At 47.6% G+C, this 14,189-nt stretch carries 13 protein-coding genes; 8 read left to right on the top strand and 5 right to left on the bottom strand.

The annotated features are described in order from the left end of the window. Positions 1–45: 45 nt before the first annotated feature. Both H6G50_RS17920 and H6G50_RS17915 read right to left on the bottom strand, forming a co-directional pair. On the bottom strand, positions 46–1,455 hold the full coding sequence (locus H6G50_RS17920) for a trypsin-like peptidase domain-containing protein (RefSeq protein ID WP_190719239.1): 1,410 nt from the start codon (positions 1,453–1,455) through the stop codon (positions 46–48). 156 nt (positions 1,456–1,611) lie between these two features. Continuing rightward, positions 1,612–2,163: a biopolymer transporter gene (locus tag H6G50_RS17915; protein WP_242032881.1), complete on the bottom strand. Its 552-nt coding sequence runs from the start codon at positions 2,161–2,163 to the stop codon at positions 1,612–1,614. A gap of 323 nt (positions 2,164–2,486) precedes the next feature. On the opposite strand from H6G50_RS17915, the gene H6G50_RS17910 reads away from it, so the two are divergent. Then, on the top strand, positions 2,487–3,326 hold the full coding sequence (locus H6G50_RS17910) for an ADP-ribosylglycohydrolase family protein (RefSeq protein ID WP_190719236.1): 840 nt from the start codon (positions 2,487–2,489) through the stop codon (positions 3,324–3,326). Positions 3,327–3,384: 58 nt separating this feature from the next. Here H6G50_RS17910 and truB read toward each other — a convergent pair whose 3' ends face one another. Continuing rightward, a complete protein-coding gene (gene truB, locus H6G50_RS17905) occupies positions 3,385–4,287 on the bottom strand; it encodes a tRNA pseudouridine(55) synthase TruB (RefSeq protein WP_190719233.1) in 903 nt (300 codons plus the stop codon). A 241-nt stretch (positions 4,288–4,528) separates the two neighbouring features. Between truB and nuoH the strand changes: the two genes are divergently transcribed. From nuoH to H6G50_RS17870, 7 genes are all read left to right on the top strand, one after another. Next, the gene (gene nuoH / locus H6G50_RS17900; RefSeq protein WP_190719281.1) at positions 4,529–5,647 is read left to right on the top strand and encodes an NADH-quinone oxidoreductase subunit NuoH; all 1,119 of its coding nucleotides are present in this window, start codon (positions 4,529–4,531) and stop codon (positions 5,645–5,647) included. Between the two features lie 79 nt (positions 5,648–5,726). Beyond that, complete coding sequence (gene ndhI, locus H6G50_RS17895; protein ID WP_190719231.1) at positions 5,727–6,323, top strand: NAD(P)H-quinone oxidoreductase subunit I; 597 nt, start codon at positions 5,727–5,729, stop codon at positions 6,321–6,323. A gap of 36 nt (positions 6,324–6,359) precedes the next feature. After that, on the top strand, positions 6,360–6,977 hold the full coding sequence (locus tag H6G50_RS17890; protein ID WP_190719228.1) for an NADH-quinone oxidoreductase subunit J: 618 nt from the start codon (positions 6,360–6,362) through the stop codon (positions 6,975–6,977). Between the two features lie 41 nt (positions 6,978–7,018). Then, a complete protein-coding gene (gene nuoK / locus H6G50_RS17885) occupies positions 7,019–7,330 on the top strand; it encodes an NADH-quinone oxidoreductase subunit NuoK (RefSeq protein WP_190719225.1) in 312 nt (103 codons plus the stop codon). Between the two features lie 248 nt (positions 7,331–7,578). Further along, entirely contained in the window at positions 7,579–8,061 is a 483-nt protein-coding gene (locus tag H6G50_RS17880) for a chemotaxis protein CheW (RefSeq protein ID WP_190719222.1), read from the top strand. Next, positions 8,042–9,361 carry a protein-glutamate O-methyltransferase CheR gene (locus H6G50_RS17875; protein WP_190719219.1) on the top strand — a complete coding sequence of 440 codons (1,320 nt, stop codon included), beginning with the start codon at positions 8,042–8,044 and terminating at the stop codon, positions 9,359–9,361. The genes H6G50_RS17880 and H6G50_RS17875 overlap by 20 nt, the downstream gene beginning before the upstream one ends. Positions 9,362–9,697: 336 nt before the next feature. Beyond that, on the top strand, positions 9,698–11,287 hold the full coding sequence (locus H6G50_RS17870; protein ID WP_190719217.1) for a methyl-accepting chemotaxis protein: 1,590 nt from the start codon (positions 9,698–9,700) through the stop codon (positions 11,285–11,287). A 341-nt stretch (positions 11,288–11,628) separates the two neighbouring features. Here H6G50_RS17870 and H6G50_RS17865 read toward each other — a convergent pair whose 3' ends face one another. Next, positions 11,629–13,140 carry an adenylate/guanylate cyclase domain-containing protein gene (locus H6G50_RS17865; RefSeq protein WP_190719214.1) on the bottom strand — a complete coding sequence of 504 codons (1,512 nt, stop codon included), beginning with the start codon at positions 13,138–13,140 and terminating at the stop codon, positions 11,629–11,631. A 14-nt stretch (positions 13,141–13,154) separates the two neighbouring features. Then, a complete protein-coding gene (locus tag H6G50_RS17860) occupies positions 13,155–14,189 on the bottom strand; it encodes a chemotaxis response regulator protein-glutamate methylesterase (RefSeq protein ID WP_190719211.1) in 1,035 nt (344 codons plus the stop codon).

The raw sequence follows: 14,189 nt of genomic DNA, 5'->3' as shown, positions 1-14,189 counted from the left end.
TGCATCCCGGTTTCTCAATCAAGAAACTAGGTTTTTGGAAACGCTTTATCGCACCGTTAATAAATAGCGCCCCCGTCCCGAACTATCGTAGGAATTAACAATAACGCGATATTGTCCCGTTGCGGGTAGCGTCACATTGAGTAAGGAGTTGCTATCGTTGTCGCTAATATCATCGTTTTCGGCAATTTTGCGACCGTCCGGCGCTAGGAGGAGAAGATAGGTATCGAAATCCGGACTTTCTAGGGCAAGCGTTATGGATTGTCCGGCGCGACCGGAAAAGGGATATTCTTGGTACAAGCTACCATCGGCGGGCAAAACCGACGCACCCGGCCCTAAAATTCCTTCTTCCCGCAGCAACGTCGCACCACCGGCGCTGGCATTCCCCCCATTGCCGACTGCACGCGCTTGCAGTTGGTAACTTCCCGTTTCCTGACTTTCGTAAGTATTCGCAACGATCGCATACATCCCATCCTCGGGCAGCGTGGCAACAATACGTGCATTACTCCCGCCACCGCTATCGTCATCCTGCGCGATTTCTTCGCCATCGGGCCCAACTAGGAGTAAGTAAGCATCGACTTGGGTACTCGTCATGGCGATATCAACGCTTTGTCCGGCTTTACCGGCGAAGGAGTAAATATCAAAGAAAGTATCGTCGCTGCTTAAGACATTATCACCTTGAGTCAGGCTGCCTTGAATTGGAGTGCCGTTCAGGGTAATCGTTTGGGAAGCGCCGTTGGCGTTGACGGGGGACTGTCGCCGCTGGCTGTTGGTAGAGGCGCGTCCTTCCCGAACGGCGACGATGAAGGGTTGGACTTGTTCGGTGGCGATCGCGAACCCAATCCCAATATTACCGCCATCGTTGCGGGTATAAATGGCTGTATTTACGCCGATTAACTCGCCTTGGGAGTTTAACAGCGGCCCGCCGGAGTTTCCGGGGTTAATCGCTGCGTCGGTTTGGATTAAGCCTTTTTCGCGATCGATGCGGCTGACAATTCCGGTGGTAAAAGTGCCTTGGAAGCGCCCGAAGGGATTGCCGATCGCAAAAGTACGCTGTCCGACTTTTACCGAACTGGGCGGGGCGAAGCGAATCGTCGGTAAGTTTGACGCAGCGCGCAGTTTGACCATTGCTAAGTCTGCACCGCGATCGCCGTAACCGATAACATCGCCTTGAAAGCGGCGACTATCGGCGAGAATGACGGTGACGACGGACGCACCTTCAACGACGTGGGCATTGGTTAAAACTAAGCCGTCGGGACTGATAATACTGCCGCTGCCCGTAGCGTCGTCGGTTTCGATGGAAACGACGGCGGGGCTGGCGATTTCGTAAACGCGGATATTGGTTTTTTCGTCGGTGTCTTGGGCAAAGGCGGGTTGAAGTTGAAAGGGATGAGTAAAGCTAACAAAACTAAGACTATTGGCGCTTAAAGCAGCGAATACGGCAATTGCGCTCCTCATGACTCGAGGCGAACGTTTCCAACCCATAACAGCCTTCTGAACTCAATTTTCTCCAATTGTTCTAGCATATCCTCAAAAATTTATCTTGTGTCCGGACAGGGGAGGAATTATGAATTATGAGTGCTGAATTATGAATTACGAATTACGAATTACGAATTACGAATTACGAGCTACGATCGCAATATTCCATTGCCCCATCTGCGTCGTTTGAAAGGCGACGTTGCGCCCGTCCCCAGAAATGGTTGGATTCGCTACCGTACCGCGCACGTTAGCTGTTAGAAGTTGCGATCGCGCGCTTTCTCGGTCGTAAACGAAAATATCCGTTTTCCCCCGTTCGTTGGAAACGTAAGCAATATAACGCCCGTCTGCACTCAGCGACGGTTGGTCTTGCCAGGAGTCGCGCCGATTCAGGTTAGGAAGCGGAACGAGGGTGCGTTGTTGCAGGTCGAATAGGTAGATATCTCGCTGTCCGCTGCGATCGGAAGCAAAGGCGAGGTAACGCCCGTCGCTGCTGTAAGCGGGCGATTCTTCGGGCGCGTTACTATTGAGTCCGCCTGCGGGAATTTGCGGAACGATAAATAATCCCCCGCAACTGCTACAACCGATCGCGAATAGCATGAATATTCCCCAATTCAGCCATTGCAGTCGGCGATGGGGAAGGCGCGATCGCTCTTTTGTTCGGAAGCGAGAGAGGGCAAAATTCAGCAATTTTTGGGATTTATTTATAGCGATTGTTTTGTTATTATTTTTACAATGGAAAAGTTTCTTTTTGTTAAGAAAAGAAACCCTTATATGATAAGATGAGGTTATTTTACAATACACGAAACGCCTTGAAAAGTCAACTTTAATCGCTATCATTTGATTCTATAGTTAATTTTTTTAAGGTCAACTTTCGTTTTTAAGCTTAATGTAAATCAAGATTAAAATGCAGACAAAAATTTTGTTTGCAGAGTTATGAACTCTTTCCCGATTTCGACAAAAGCGGTTGTAAAATAATTTGTTGCAAATATCAGCACTAAGGAGACAAAATTGTGTTACTTGAAGTGGCAATTGGCGATGCTTATGGGGCGGGTTTTGAATTTGCAGAACCCGATTTTGTTAGCGTTGAAAACGACCTACAACGATACCGCCAGCATCCTTGCCATAAGCTTAAACCCGGATCTTATACCGACGATACACAAATGAGTTTGGCGATCGCGGAACTTTTAATCTCCCATCAACTTTGGACGCGCGAGAACCTCGCCGATAAATTTGTTGAAGTGTTCCGTCGCGATCCTCGCGAGGGATATGCCGGTAAATTCTACCAATTCTTGCTCGAAGTGCGAGATGGGACTGAATTTTTAGCCAATATTCAAGGAAATAGCGATCGCAGCGGCGCGGCAATGCGAGCAACTCCCATCGGTATTCTTCCCAGCATCGAAAAAGTTATCGAAGCAGCGACTATACAAGCGGCTATTACTCACAATAGCAACGATGGAATTAATGCTGCGGTGGCTGCTGCGTTAATGGTTCATTATTTTATCTATCGTTTAGGCGCAAAAGCCCAACTCGGAGATTTTATCGAACAATGGGTTCCGGGATATAACTGGGGAGAAAAATGGGAAGGAAAGGTGACAACATTAGGCTGGCATTGCGTAAAAGCAGCAATTACAGCAGTAATGCAAAATGATAGTCTGAGCAAAGTTTTGCGCGATAGTATTGCGTTTACCGGCGATGTCGATACGGTTGCCGCGATCGCGCTGGGAACAGCCGCTTGTAGCGAAGAAATTACGACTGATTTACCTTCAACTTTAATCGATACCTTAGAAAATGGTCATCATGGCAAGGATTATATTCTCAACCTTGATTGGCAGTTAATGAGTTTGATTTGAGGGGAAAAAGCGATATTTGTTCGCCTTGTCAACGCAATCGACTTCCTAAAAAACTTGCTTAAAGTAGGACAATTTTAGGATGAAGAACGGGAACTCCGTCGCTTATCTCGCGCTCGCCAATGCCGAGAAATCCACCTTCTTCTGCACGCACTCTAAATAAAGTTTCATCCGAATCGAGCATTTGCTGACAGGAAATTCGCTGTCCTCGCTGCCAACAAAAAATTTCTTCTTCTGATAACGTAATTTCGGTCAAATGTTCGAGTATCGATCCGGGCGCGATCGCGCGAAACGCTTGTTGTTGCTGTTGCGCTTCCAACATTTCCAAGCTCATACTATCCTCTAACCTTAACCCACAACTGAGGGTACGCACTAAAACCGCCAGCGTCGCGCCCGTTCCCAAAACCGTACCTAAATCCCGTGCAATAGCGCGAATATACGTTCCACCGCCGCAGGAAATCGCCATCTCCAACTCCGGAAACTCCCCCGGAACCCAATCCAGCACCTCAATCCCGCTTACCTCCACCTCGCGAGAAGGAACCTCCACCACTTCCCCCGCGCGCGCCAACTCATACAAGCGCTTGCCATCGCGCTGAATCGCGCTGTAAGCGGGTGGAATTTGGACGATACGCCCGATAAATTGCGGGATAACCGCTTCAACTTGCGCCAGCGTCAAATCGGGAACCGGACGCGCTTCGAGAACTTCCCCCTCCAAATCATCCGTCGCCGTGCAAATCCCAAAGCGAATCCGAGCGCGATAAGCCTTTGGCTCGGGTAAAAATTGTAACAAGCGGGTGGCCTTTCCCAGCGCGATCGGTAAAACTCCCGTCGCCGCCGGATCTAGCGTGCCGCCGTGTCCCACCTTTTTCATCTTGAGAATGCGCCGTACCCGCGCCACGCAATCGTGAGAAGTTAAACCGGCGGGTTTATTTAAATTGAGAAAACCGAAGAATAGCTCGGACATTTTTGAGGAATAGTGAATAGTGAATAGTCGATTCGTTAATTGTCAATAGTCAATCGCAGTAAAGCTTCCCAATCGCTGCGATAAGGAATATTTCTGCGGCTTTGGGTCGAGCAAGGCAACGCAGAGAGATATACTATCAAAGGCGATACCGCTAGCAATCTTAGATAGACCGGGTAGGGTTCGAGTGCAACGCGCGCTCCCCCACCGCAAACCCGAATTCCTTAAAACCGCGATCGAATCCATGACTCCAGGAATTGACTTACAAGGAAGTTTTATTAAAGCACTGATGGATTTTGGACTCCCCCCCGGAGTTGCCAAAGCCATTTGGGTTCCCCTACCCATGCTGATTTTTATTCTGGGCGCAACTGTCGGGGTATTAGTTGCCGTTTGGTTGGAGCGTAAAATTTCTGCTGCGGCCCAACAGCGCATCGGGCCGGAATATGCGGGGCCTTTGGGCGTGTTGCAACCCCTCGCCGATGGCTTAAAACTGGTTTTTAAAGAAGATATCATTCCCGCTAAATCCGACGCGCTCCTGTTCACCCTTGGCCCCGCGATCGTCGTCATTCCTGTATTTTTATCCTACATTGTCGTTCCCTTCGGTCAAAATCTCGCGATTACCGACCTGAATACGGGGATTTTCCTGTGGATTGCCCTCTCGAGCGTCGTCCCGATTGGCTTGCTGATGTCCGGCTACGCTTCTAACAATAAATACTCGCTACTGGGCGGTTTGCGGGCGGCGGCGCAATCAATTAGCTACGAAATTCCCCTGGCGCTTTCGGTACTCGCGATCGCGATGATGTCTAATAGTCTCAGCACCATCGATATCGTCCAACAACAATCCGGTTACGGCATCCTCGGTTGGAACATCTGGCGGCAACCCATCGGCTTCCTGATTTTCTGGATTGCTGCCCTCGCCGAATGCGAACGCTTGCCCTTCGACCTCCCCGAAGCCGAAGAAGAACTCGTCGCTGGCTACCAAACCGAATATGCAGGCATGAAATTCGGCCTCTTCTACGTCGGTTCTTACGTCAACCTCACCCTTTCTGCCCTGATTTTTGCCGTCTTGTACCTGGGGGGCTGGGAATTCATCGTTCCCCTCGACAAAATAGCCGGTTGGGTCGGCATCAGCGAAACCAATCCCTTCCTGCAAATTGCCACGGCGACCTTGGGAATTAGCATGACGCTTCTGAAGGCCTACTTCCTCATCTTCATCGCTATTCTCCTGCGCTGGACAGTGCCTCGCGTTCGCATCGACCAACTCTTAAATTTAGGCTGGAAGTTCTTACTGCCGGTTTCTTTAGTCAACTTGCTACTCACCGCAGCCCTGAAGTTAACCTTACCCTTTGCTTTTGGCGGTTAAACGGAGCCTTCTGACCCAAATTCCGACCTCAAAAGTCTATCAAGACCTCTCAGGCAGTCAACTCCAAAATCGACAAACCATGTTTAAATTTCTCAAACAAGTCGGCGATTACGCCAAAGAAGCCACCCAAGCGGCAAAATACATCGGTCAAGGATTTGCCGTAACCTTCGACCATATGCAGCGCCGCCCCGTCACCGTTCAATATCCTTACGAAAAACTGATCCCCTCAGAACGCTACCGGGGCAGAATCCACTTTGAATTCGATAAGTGCATTTCCTGCGAAGTTTGCGTGCGCGTCTGTCCGATTAACCTGCCCGTCGTCGATTGGCAATACGATCGCGCCACTAAAAAGAAAACCTTAAAGCACTATAGCATCGACTTCGGCGTTTGCATCTTCTGCGGCAACTGCGTCGAATATTGCCCCACCAACTGCCTGTCGATGACAGAAGAATACGAACTCGCCGCCTACGACCGTCACGAACTCAACTACGATAACGTCGCCCTCGGACGCTTACCGTATAAAGTGACTCAAGACCCGATGGTAACGCCCCTGCGCGAATTCGCTTACCTGCCCCAAGGAGTCATCGACCCCCACGATTTACCCCCCGGCAGCCAACGCCCCGGCAAGCGCCCCGAAGACATTGCCGCGCAACTCAAACCGGCTTCTGAAGAATAAGCGCCAACCCCATCGCATCAAGGAGACACAGACAGCGTGAACTTAGCTCAAGGCATCCAAATCGTATCATTTGGAATTCTCGCCGCCATGACGATTGGCGCGGCGTTAGGCGTAGTCCTATTCGACAACATCGTTTACTCCGCCTTTCTACTCGGTGGCGTGTTTATCAGCATTTCGGGTTTATATATCCTACTCAATGCCGATTTCGTCGCCGCCGCTCAAATCTTAATTTATGTCGGTGCGGTTAACGTCCTCATTTTGTTCGCCATCATGCTGGTGAACAAACGCGAAGACTTTGCACCGATGTCGAAACTTTGGATTCGTCGCGGCGCTACCGCCCTCGTTTGTGCGGGTTTATTCGCCCTCCTGGGAACCATGATTCTGGCAACGCCCTGGGCGATTTCGACCGAACCGACGATTGCCGCTACCGGAACCACCGTCGCCATTGGAAAACATTTCTTCAGTGACTTTTTGCTGCCCTTTGAATTAGCTTCCGTATTGCTCTTAATGGCAATGGTCGGTGCAATTATCTTAGCGCGTCGCGATCTCATTCCCGATCGCATTCCCCAAGTCATGGAACCGCCCCAAACCGTGTGGACGCTGCCCGAACGTTCTCGCGATTTAGTTCCCGGCAACAATCCCGTCGAACGCTAATGCGTGCGGAATTTAACCATTAAACCTGGCCTTAAAGATTCATGCAACTTCAACTTCAATATTTCCTCCTGTTGGGCGCGGCACTATTTTGCATCGGCATTTACGGTTTAGTTACCAGTCGTAATGCCGTGCGCGTGCTGATGTCCGTCGAACTGCTTTTAAATGCCGTGAATTTAAACTTAATGGGATTCTCCAACTTTTTAGATCCCGTTGGCATCAAAGGTCAAATTTTTACCATTTTTGTGATTACCGTTGCCGCCGCAGAAGCCGCTGTCGGTTTGGCGATTATCCTCGCGATTTATCGCAACCGAGATACCATCGATATGGAGCAATTTAACCTGCTCAAATGGTAATTTGAAGCGGTTAAAATCAATTAATCAGGTAGAGCAGAGAATTCTTTGCTCTACTTTTTTTATCGAGTTCTATCTCCTATCTGAAAAATAGAGGCTACAATGGGGTGAATCCGTTAATCATGAGAATTATTGACGGGAGAAAGTCACTTTTGTCGCCCTCTCCCTAAATCCCTCTCCCAACTTTGGGAGAGGGACTTTGAGGCTACTCCCCTCGAGCTATCTACTATTCTAATCAAAGGAGGACTGCTATGTTAATGTTGCTCTTCTATGTTGGGGAAGATTCCTATGGGATCGAGAGTTCTTGTGTGGTAGAAGTTATTCCTAGAGTGCCTCTGAGAAAAATTTATCATGTACCCAATTATGTTCCAGGTTTGTTTAATTATCGCGGAACAATTGCGCCTGTAATCGATCTTTGCCATCTAATTCAAGGGACACCCAGCCGCTTCCATCTTAGCACGCGAATTATCATGGTTAAGTCTTTTCAAGAAAATACTACAGTGCAATATCTTGGGTTAATCGCTGAACGAATTACTCAGACCTTGAATAAACCAGAAACGGATTTTGTGCATTCCAATGCTCAGATGAACGAAGCACCTTACTTAGGGGGAATGATTTTAGATAAACAAGGGATGATTCAGCAAATTCATTTAGAGCGGTTATTTACTGACGCACAGCGTTTTTACCTATCAGCAGTAGGAGAACACAACCCAGATGATTTTAGAAGCTATTGAACGTTTATTGAGCCAAAAAATTGGGATTGATTCTCGCATTATTGGCTCTAAAAAGATTTATAGGGCAGCAGAAAATCGCCGCTCTATATGTCGCTTAGCCGATTTAGATAGTTATTTTAAAGTCTTACAAACCTCTTCAATAGAATTGCAAGAATTAGTCGAACAGCTTATTGTTCCAGAAACCTATTTTTTTAGAGATAGAAAACCATTTGATTTTTTGATTAACTATGTCCGTACAAGCGGGATTTCTTCCTCTCATCCGACAAAACTGCGTCTATTAAGTGTGCCTTGTTCCAGTGGCGAAGAACCTTACTCAATGGCAATTGCACTGTTAGAAGCAGGTGTGCCTGAACATCGGTTTAGCATTGACGCGATCGATATTAGCAAACACGCGATCGCTAAAGCCAAACGAGCAGTTTATAGTAACAATTCATTTCGGGGAGAAAGCTGGGTTAACCAAAATCGCTATTTTCAACAAACTGAAAAAGGCTATGAAGTTATTTTATCCGTTCGCAGGACTGTAAACTTCCGACAAGGGAATCTTCTCAACGCATTTTCAAATACACCAACGAAGTATGATATTATTTTCTGCCGCAATCTCCTGATTTATTTAGAACCCGCCGCCTGTCAGCAAGTCCTTACGATTCTGGAGCGTCTTTTGGTTACTAAAGGATTGCTCTTCGTGGGAGCTTCTGAAACCGCTAAAATTCCTAGCGATTGCTTTACATCGATTCGGCAATCCTTCACCTTTGCCTATCAAAAAGTTGAGCGGACTCAAGAGCGATCGCCACAGATCGATAAAACAAGCATCGATGAATTAGAAAAAAGCTCGCACCTAGCCGATAACTCCTCTGCTAAAATATTAACCGATCTGCCCTCAGATAAGCCTCCCGAAACGCCTGCGATCGCCTTTCCCTCTTCTGTTTTTGAACAGCGCCTTCAGCCAAAGCGATCGATGATATCAGAACCCGTTAGTGAATCGCCTAAATCAAGCCTGAGTTTAGCGATACAACTAGCTGATACAGGACAGATAGAAGCAGCTATCGAGCATTGCCAAGAGTATCTAAAGAGTGATTTTACTAATGTCGAAGCTCATACTTTACTCGGTACATTATACCAAACGAAAGCTGAATATACCCAAGCCGAACAGTATTTCCGAAAAGCGCTTTACCTGAATCCCAATCATTATGAAGCCTTAATGTATCTCGCTCTTCTCAAAGAACATCGTGGAGATATTGCTGGGGCGAAAATTCTTCAGCAACGAATTCAAAAGCTACAGCTAGCCTCTAAATCATCTTAAATACAAGGTAAACAGGTCATTGTCAGTAGGCGAGCTAAAGAACGTATAATAGCTAGCAGCTAACCAACAAGCTCGAAGATTGTCTCTGTGTTTTATTGCCGAGCTACTGTTCGCCGCTGAATCCCATCGAAGGGGAATGGCATCAACTCAAAACCCATGAAGTAAGCGGACATATGTTTGAGGATGAATTAGACTTAGCTTATCCAGTGTATAAATGGGATTGCAGCGCGAGGTCGGCAAAATGGATATCGTCTTGCTCGATTCAAATTTCCTTCCAAAGCGGCTCCTTAATCTAGCGTTACATACTTCAGTTTTTTTACTTTCACCGACTTAACTATGCTGAATGTATTTCAAGATAAATCATTAAAAGGTCGCATTATGAGCGCCTTTATTTTGATGGGACTCCTCGTTCTATTCGTGGCATTGGCTGGCTTGACTACAACACTCCGCCTCAGTGGCAATATTAAAACATTAAGCAGTAATAGTTTGCCGAGTCTAGTTGGATTATGGAAAATTAATGAAGGGCAAACTCAAGTTGAATCATCCGAACGGGCTTTATTAATTGGGGGATTGACTAGAGAGGAACGACAAACTGAATTGGCTCGAATCAAAAAAGCTTGGGAGCAGATTAACGAAGGATTTAAGCAATACGAAAAAACACCGCAAACTGAGGAAGAGTCAAGAAATTACAAAAAACTTTTGGATAACTGGAGTAAATGGAAAAGCGATCATGAAGAGTTTCTGCAACTCAATCAGCAATTTGAGAATTTAGGAATTTTAAATCCCTATGCTAGAGAGGTGGAACTTTTGCGCCAGCCTCAAGGTAACGCATCCGAGCTAGACGCAACGGGAAAAGCAGTAGAGCTTTTCGTCAAGCTCCGCGATCGCGCTAAAAATAATCGAACTTCGTTTGAAGCAGCAACTCAGTCACTTTTAGAGGGCTTAAAAATCAACGAAAGCACCGCTACCAACGCCGATAAAAACGCACAACAAAGCATTAGACAGGCACAATTCTTGTCGCTTCTTGCGATACTGCTTGGACCGGCGATCGCAATTTTCTTTGGGCGGTATCTCGGTAATGCCTTGATCCGAAGCTTGCAACAATCTGTCGTGCAAATCACTACCTCTGCAACACAAATTGCAGCATCCGGTAAGCAATTAGAGGCAACAGTTGCCGAACAACTGGCCTCCACCAATGAAGTCACAGCTACGGCTCAAGAAATTGCCGCAACGTCTAGGCAACTGGTCAAAACAATGGAGCAGGTTGGTGGAATGGCTCAATCGACTGCCCACTCAGCAAACGACAGCCGGGACGAACTCGCTCAGATGGAAAACGCGATGCGCCAACTGAGCGAAGCTACCACCTCTATCTCCTCAAAATTGGGAGTAATGAATACCAAAGCTGGAAACATCAACAACGTTGTTACCACCATTACTAAAGTGGCAGATCGGACGAGTCTTTTGTCACTGAACGCGGCGATTGAAGCTGAAAAAGCGGGAGAGTATGGTGCGGGCTTTGCAGTGGTTGCGCGAGAAATTCGACGGCTTGCCAATCAGACGGCGGTTGCCACCTTAGAAATCGAGCAAATCGTGAAAGATATGCAATCGGCGGTTACGGTTGGGGTCATGGAAATGGATAAGTTCAATCATTCTGTAAGTGTTAGTGTCGATCGAGTCAGCAAGATCGGCAGCCAGATTGCGAAAGTCATCAATCAAGTCCAAGGTTTACCCCCGCGATTCGAGCAGGTTAGTCGAAGTGTGGAAGAACAATCAGAGGGAGCGCAGCAAATTAGCGAAGCAATGGAGCAACTCGCTCAAGCCTCTCATCAAACCGTTGACGCTCTACGGGAAACCAATAGCGCTTTAGATCGACTCTATGATGCAGCCCAGGGATTGCGCAAAGAAGTCTCTCGCTCCAAATCGTAAAGTCAATCAAGCTGTCTGCTTAGTCTAAACTCCAGCTAAGTTAAGGCTGACGGGGTGATGTTCTTAATATAGCGCTACTCACCAAAGAATGAACGCTCTCTAAAGCTTAAAGCATTGGCTGGTGGGCGCTGCCCACCCTACTTAATGTCCTAACCGATCTGCGTAGTGCTATAATGGGCGATTTTGCGGATCTTATCTACTCAGGCTTGACAAAATCACGCGGGTGGGCATGGCCGACTTGATGCTTTTTTTAGGTTCAATCCCAGAAACGGCAATGCTCACCCTACGATATAGCCTGTTTGACCGATGAGAATGATTTTACACCGGCAGGCTCGCTAGAACTACTTTTCACTAAAAGCCCAGACCCCATTCCAGTTTTCAGGAACTCCCTTGTTCATCAGTGTTTCCACTCGCTCCAGATAAAGTTGAACCGTTTTATCCGAAGAATTCACAGCAAGCACTTTTTCAAAACACCTTTTCGCCGCCGTTAGATCGCAACTCCGATAAAACTCCAATCCCTGCTCAAAATCTGGCTGGGTTTGTAATTTTAATAGCCGCTTGGCTTCAATTTCTGCATTCAGCACTTCATAAACTCCAATGGGTTCATTTCGCCCCTTAACAGTTGCCCGATCCAAAAACCGGATTTGATATTTTTCGGGATGGCTAAGATGTTGCAGCGCTTGCTCGGAAATTAGTAGAGATACGCCATAAAACTTGGTCAGCCCTTCCAAACGAGCCGTTAAATTGACAGTATCTGATAAAGCATCTCCTTCCATCCGGCTTTCTTCACCAATCATGCCTAACATCATGTGTCCTACATGGATACCAATCCCAATATTGAGGGGAGAGTAGCCTCTGGCGATACGTTGTTCGTTGTAGTCCTGAACCCGCTTAAGTTTAGCAACTCCAGCCGCTACCGCATCATCTGCACCGTCAGGAAAAACGGCCATCATCCCATCCCCTAAAAATTTGACGATGAGGCCGTAATGATTGCGAATTTCTGGACTGACTCGCTTGAGATAAGCATTAACAAAGTTAAAGTTTTCTTGCGGTGTCATGCCTTCAGCAAGCGTGGTAAACGAGCGAATATCGCTGAACATGACTGCCATAATTTTGCTGACATGATCGCCAAGCTGAACATCCGTAATGCTTTCTTTGCGAAGGAAGCGTAGGTATTCGTGAGGGACAAATCGCCCGTAAGCTTTCAATAAGGACTCTAACTGAAGGTTGGCATCGGTTAATTCTTTTTCCCGCGTTTTGACGGTTTTAACCATATTGGTAAACACCCGTGCCAGTTGCCCCAGTTCGTCACTTCGTTTAGCAACTTCTGCCAAAGCGTCGGCTTGAAAGGCATCGCGTTCCACATCGGAGGCGGCGGTTGTTACTTTACCGACTTGCTCGATGTAAGCCGCTTGGCGCATAATTTCGGCTTTAAACAAAGCCTCGGCTTCCTGACGCTTTAAAAAGTTTAGGTAAGCTTTGGAATGGTAGCGAATACGAGCAATCAACTCTAGGCGATCGGGGAGTTTGACTAAGTAATCATTAGCACCCAACTCAAATGCTTTAACTTTGATTGTGGGTTCCTCTTTACTCGAGAGTACGATTAGCGGTGTATTGCAGGTGCAAGCGTCTTTGGAGCGCAGAAACCGGACTAATAATAACCCTTCCATTTGGGGCATTACTAAGTCTTGTAAAATGACCGTTGGCTGACATTCCTCCGCAATATCCAAGGCTTGAGTCGGATCGCTGCAATAGTGAAATTCGATGTCGGGTTCGGGCGCGAGCATTCGACGGATGGTTTCAGCGATGATGGATTGATCGTCTATTAGTAAAACGGTTATTTGCTCGTCCATCGGAGTTGTCTAAATCAGAATGAATGATTTTTTTGGAGGAGGGTTGTCGCGATCGCGTCGAGCGATAAGATCTCGACAGCAGCATTCAATTCAACCGCCGCTCTAGGCATCCCATACACGACGCAACTCTCCTTATTTTGAGCGATCGTGTGCCAGCCTCGATGTCGCAATGCACCTAATCCCTCTGCCCCATCTCGCCCCATTCCTGTTAGCAAAACAGCCGTTCCCCGACGAGTCCAGTGCTGGGCCAGACTTTTGAAAAATACATCGACAGAAGGACGGTAGCAATAATCAATCGGATCTGCGGTGTAGTCGAGGGTTAAGTCAGGTTTCAAGTACAGGTGATCGTTAGTACCAGCAACCACAACCGTTCCTTTCTCTAAACGATCGCCCGCCACCGCAATTCGGACGGGTAATCGGGTTTGCTGGTTCAACCAATCCACGAATCCAGCCGAGAATTGGACATCGACGTGCTGGACAATCGCGATCGCAGCGCCGAAATTCGGCGGTAATTGGGACAAAATCGCGGCTAAGGCTTTCGGCCCCCCGGTGGATGACCCGATCGCAACTAAGGGTACGGTGTAAGATGAACCCCGATATCGCTCCGATTGAGAGAATGGGGCGAGGGTTTTTTCCTTCAAGTTTGATGGGGAGTGTTTCAGCAACTTGCCAATTCGGGCTATTTTGGCAAGTAGTTCGTCTGCCATTTTGCCACTGTCAGTTTGACTCAGGACGGGCGTATCCACGACATCTCGCGCGCCATGTTCCATCGCTTCATAGACTTTAGCGACACTTTGCTTAGCATTGGCGGTGACGATTAAAATCGCACAGGGAGAAGCTTTCATGATGCGACGAGTGGCTTCTACCCCATCCATCACGGGCATCTGCAAATCCATTAAGATGAGGTCTGGCGTGTCTCGAGCGCATTTAGCAACCGCTTGGGCCCCATCTCTGGCCGTCCAAATCACCTGATAGTCGGGAACGGTTTGTAGCACCCGTTGGATTGCCCCGACAGCGATCGCCAGATCGTTAACAATTGCAATTCTCAT

The sequence above is a fragment of the Oscillatoria sp. FACHB-1406 genome, from assembly GCF_014698145.1.
Taxonomy (GTDB): Bacteria; Cyanobacteriota; Cyanobacteriia; order Cyanobacteriales; family Spirulinaceae; genus FACHB-1406.
The sequence above is the reverse complement of the archived record's forward strand: the minus strand, read 5'-3'. Positions and strand labels throughout refer to the sequence as shown.

Excerpts from the sequence above, each read along its gene's own strand:
- ndhI (WP_190719231.1), top strand. The coding sequence starts at position 5,727 with ATGTTTAAATTTCTCAAACAAGTCGGCGATTACGCCAAAGAAGCCACC.
- H6G50_RS17865 (WP_190719214.1), bottom strand. The coding sequence starts at position 13,140 with ATGGACGAGCAAATAACCGTTTTACTAATAGACGATCAATCCATCATC.
- H6G50_RS17870 (WP_190719217.1), top strand. The coding sequence starts at position 9,698 with ATGCTGAATGTATTTCAAGATAAATCATTAAAAGGTCGCATTATGAGC.
- truB (WP_190719233.1), bottom strand. The coding sequence starts at position 4,287 with ATGTCCGAGCTATTCTTCGGTTTTCTCAATTTAAATAAACCCGCCGGT.
- nuoK (WP_190719225.1), top strand. The coding sequence starts at position 7,019 with ATGCAACTTCAACTTCAATATTTCCTCCTGTTGGGCGCGGCACTATTT.
- H6G50_RS17860 (WP_190719211.1), bottom strand. The coding sequence starts at position 14,189 with ATGAGAATTGCAATTGTTAACGATCTGGCGATCGCTGTCGGGGCAATC.
- H6G50_RS17920 (WP_190719239.1), bottom strand. The coding sequence starts at position 1,455 with ATGAGGAGCGCAATTGCCGTATTCGCTGCTTTAAGCGCCAATAGTCTT.
- H6G50_RS17880 (WP_190719222.1), top strand. The coding sequence starts at position 7,579 with ATGTTAATGTTGCTCTTCTATGTTGGGGAAGATTCCTATGGGATCGAG.
- H6G50_RS17875 (WP_190719219.1), top strand. The coding sequence starts at position 8,042 with ATGATTTTAGAAGCTATTGAACGTTTATTGAGCCAAAAAATTGGGATT.
- nuoH (WP_190719281.1), top strand. The coding sequence starts at position 4,529 with ATGACTCCAGGAATTGACTTACAAGGAAGTTTTATTAAAGCACTGATG.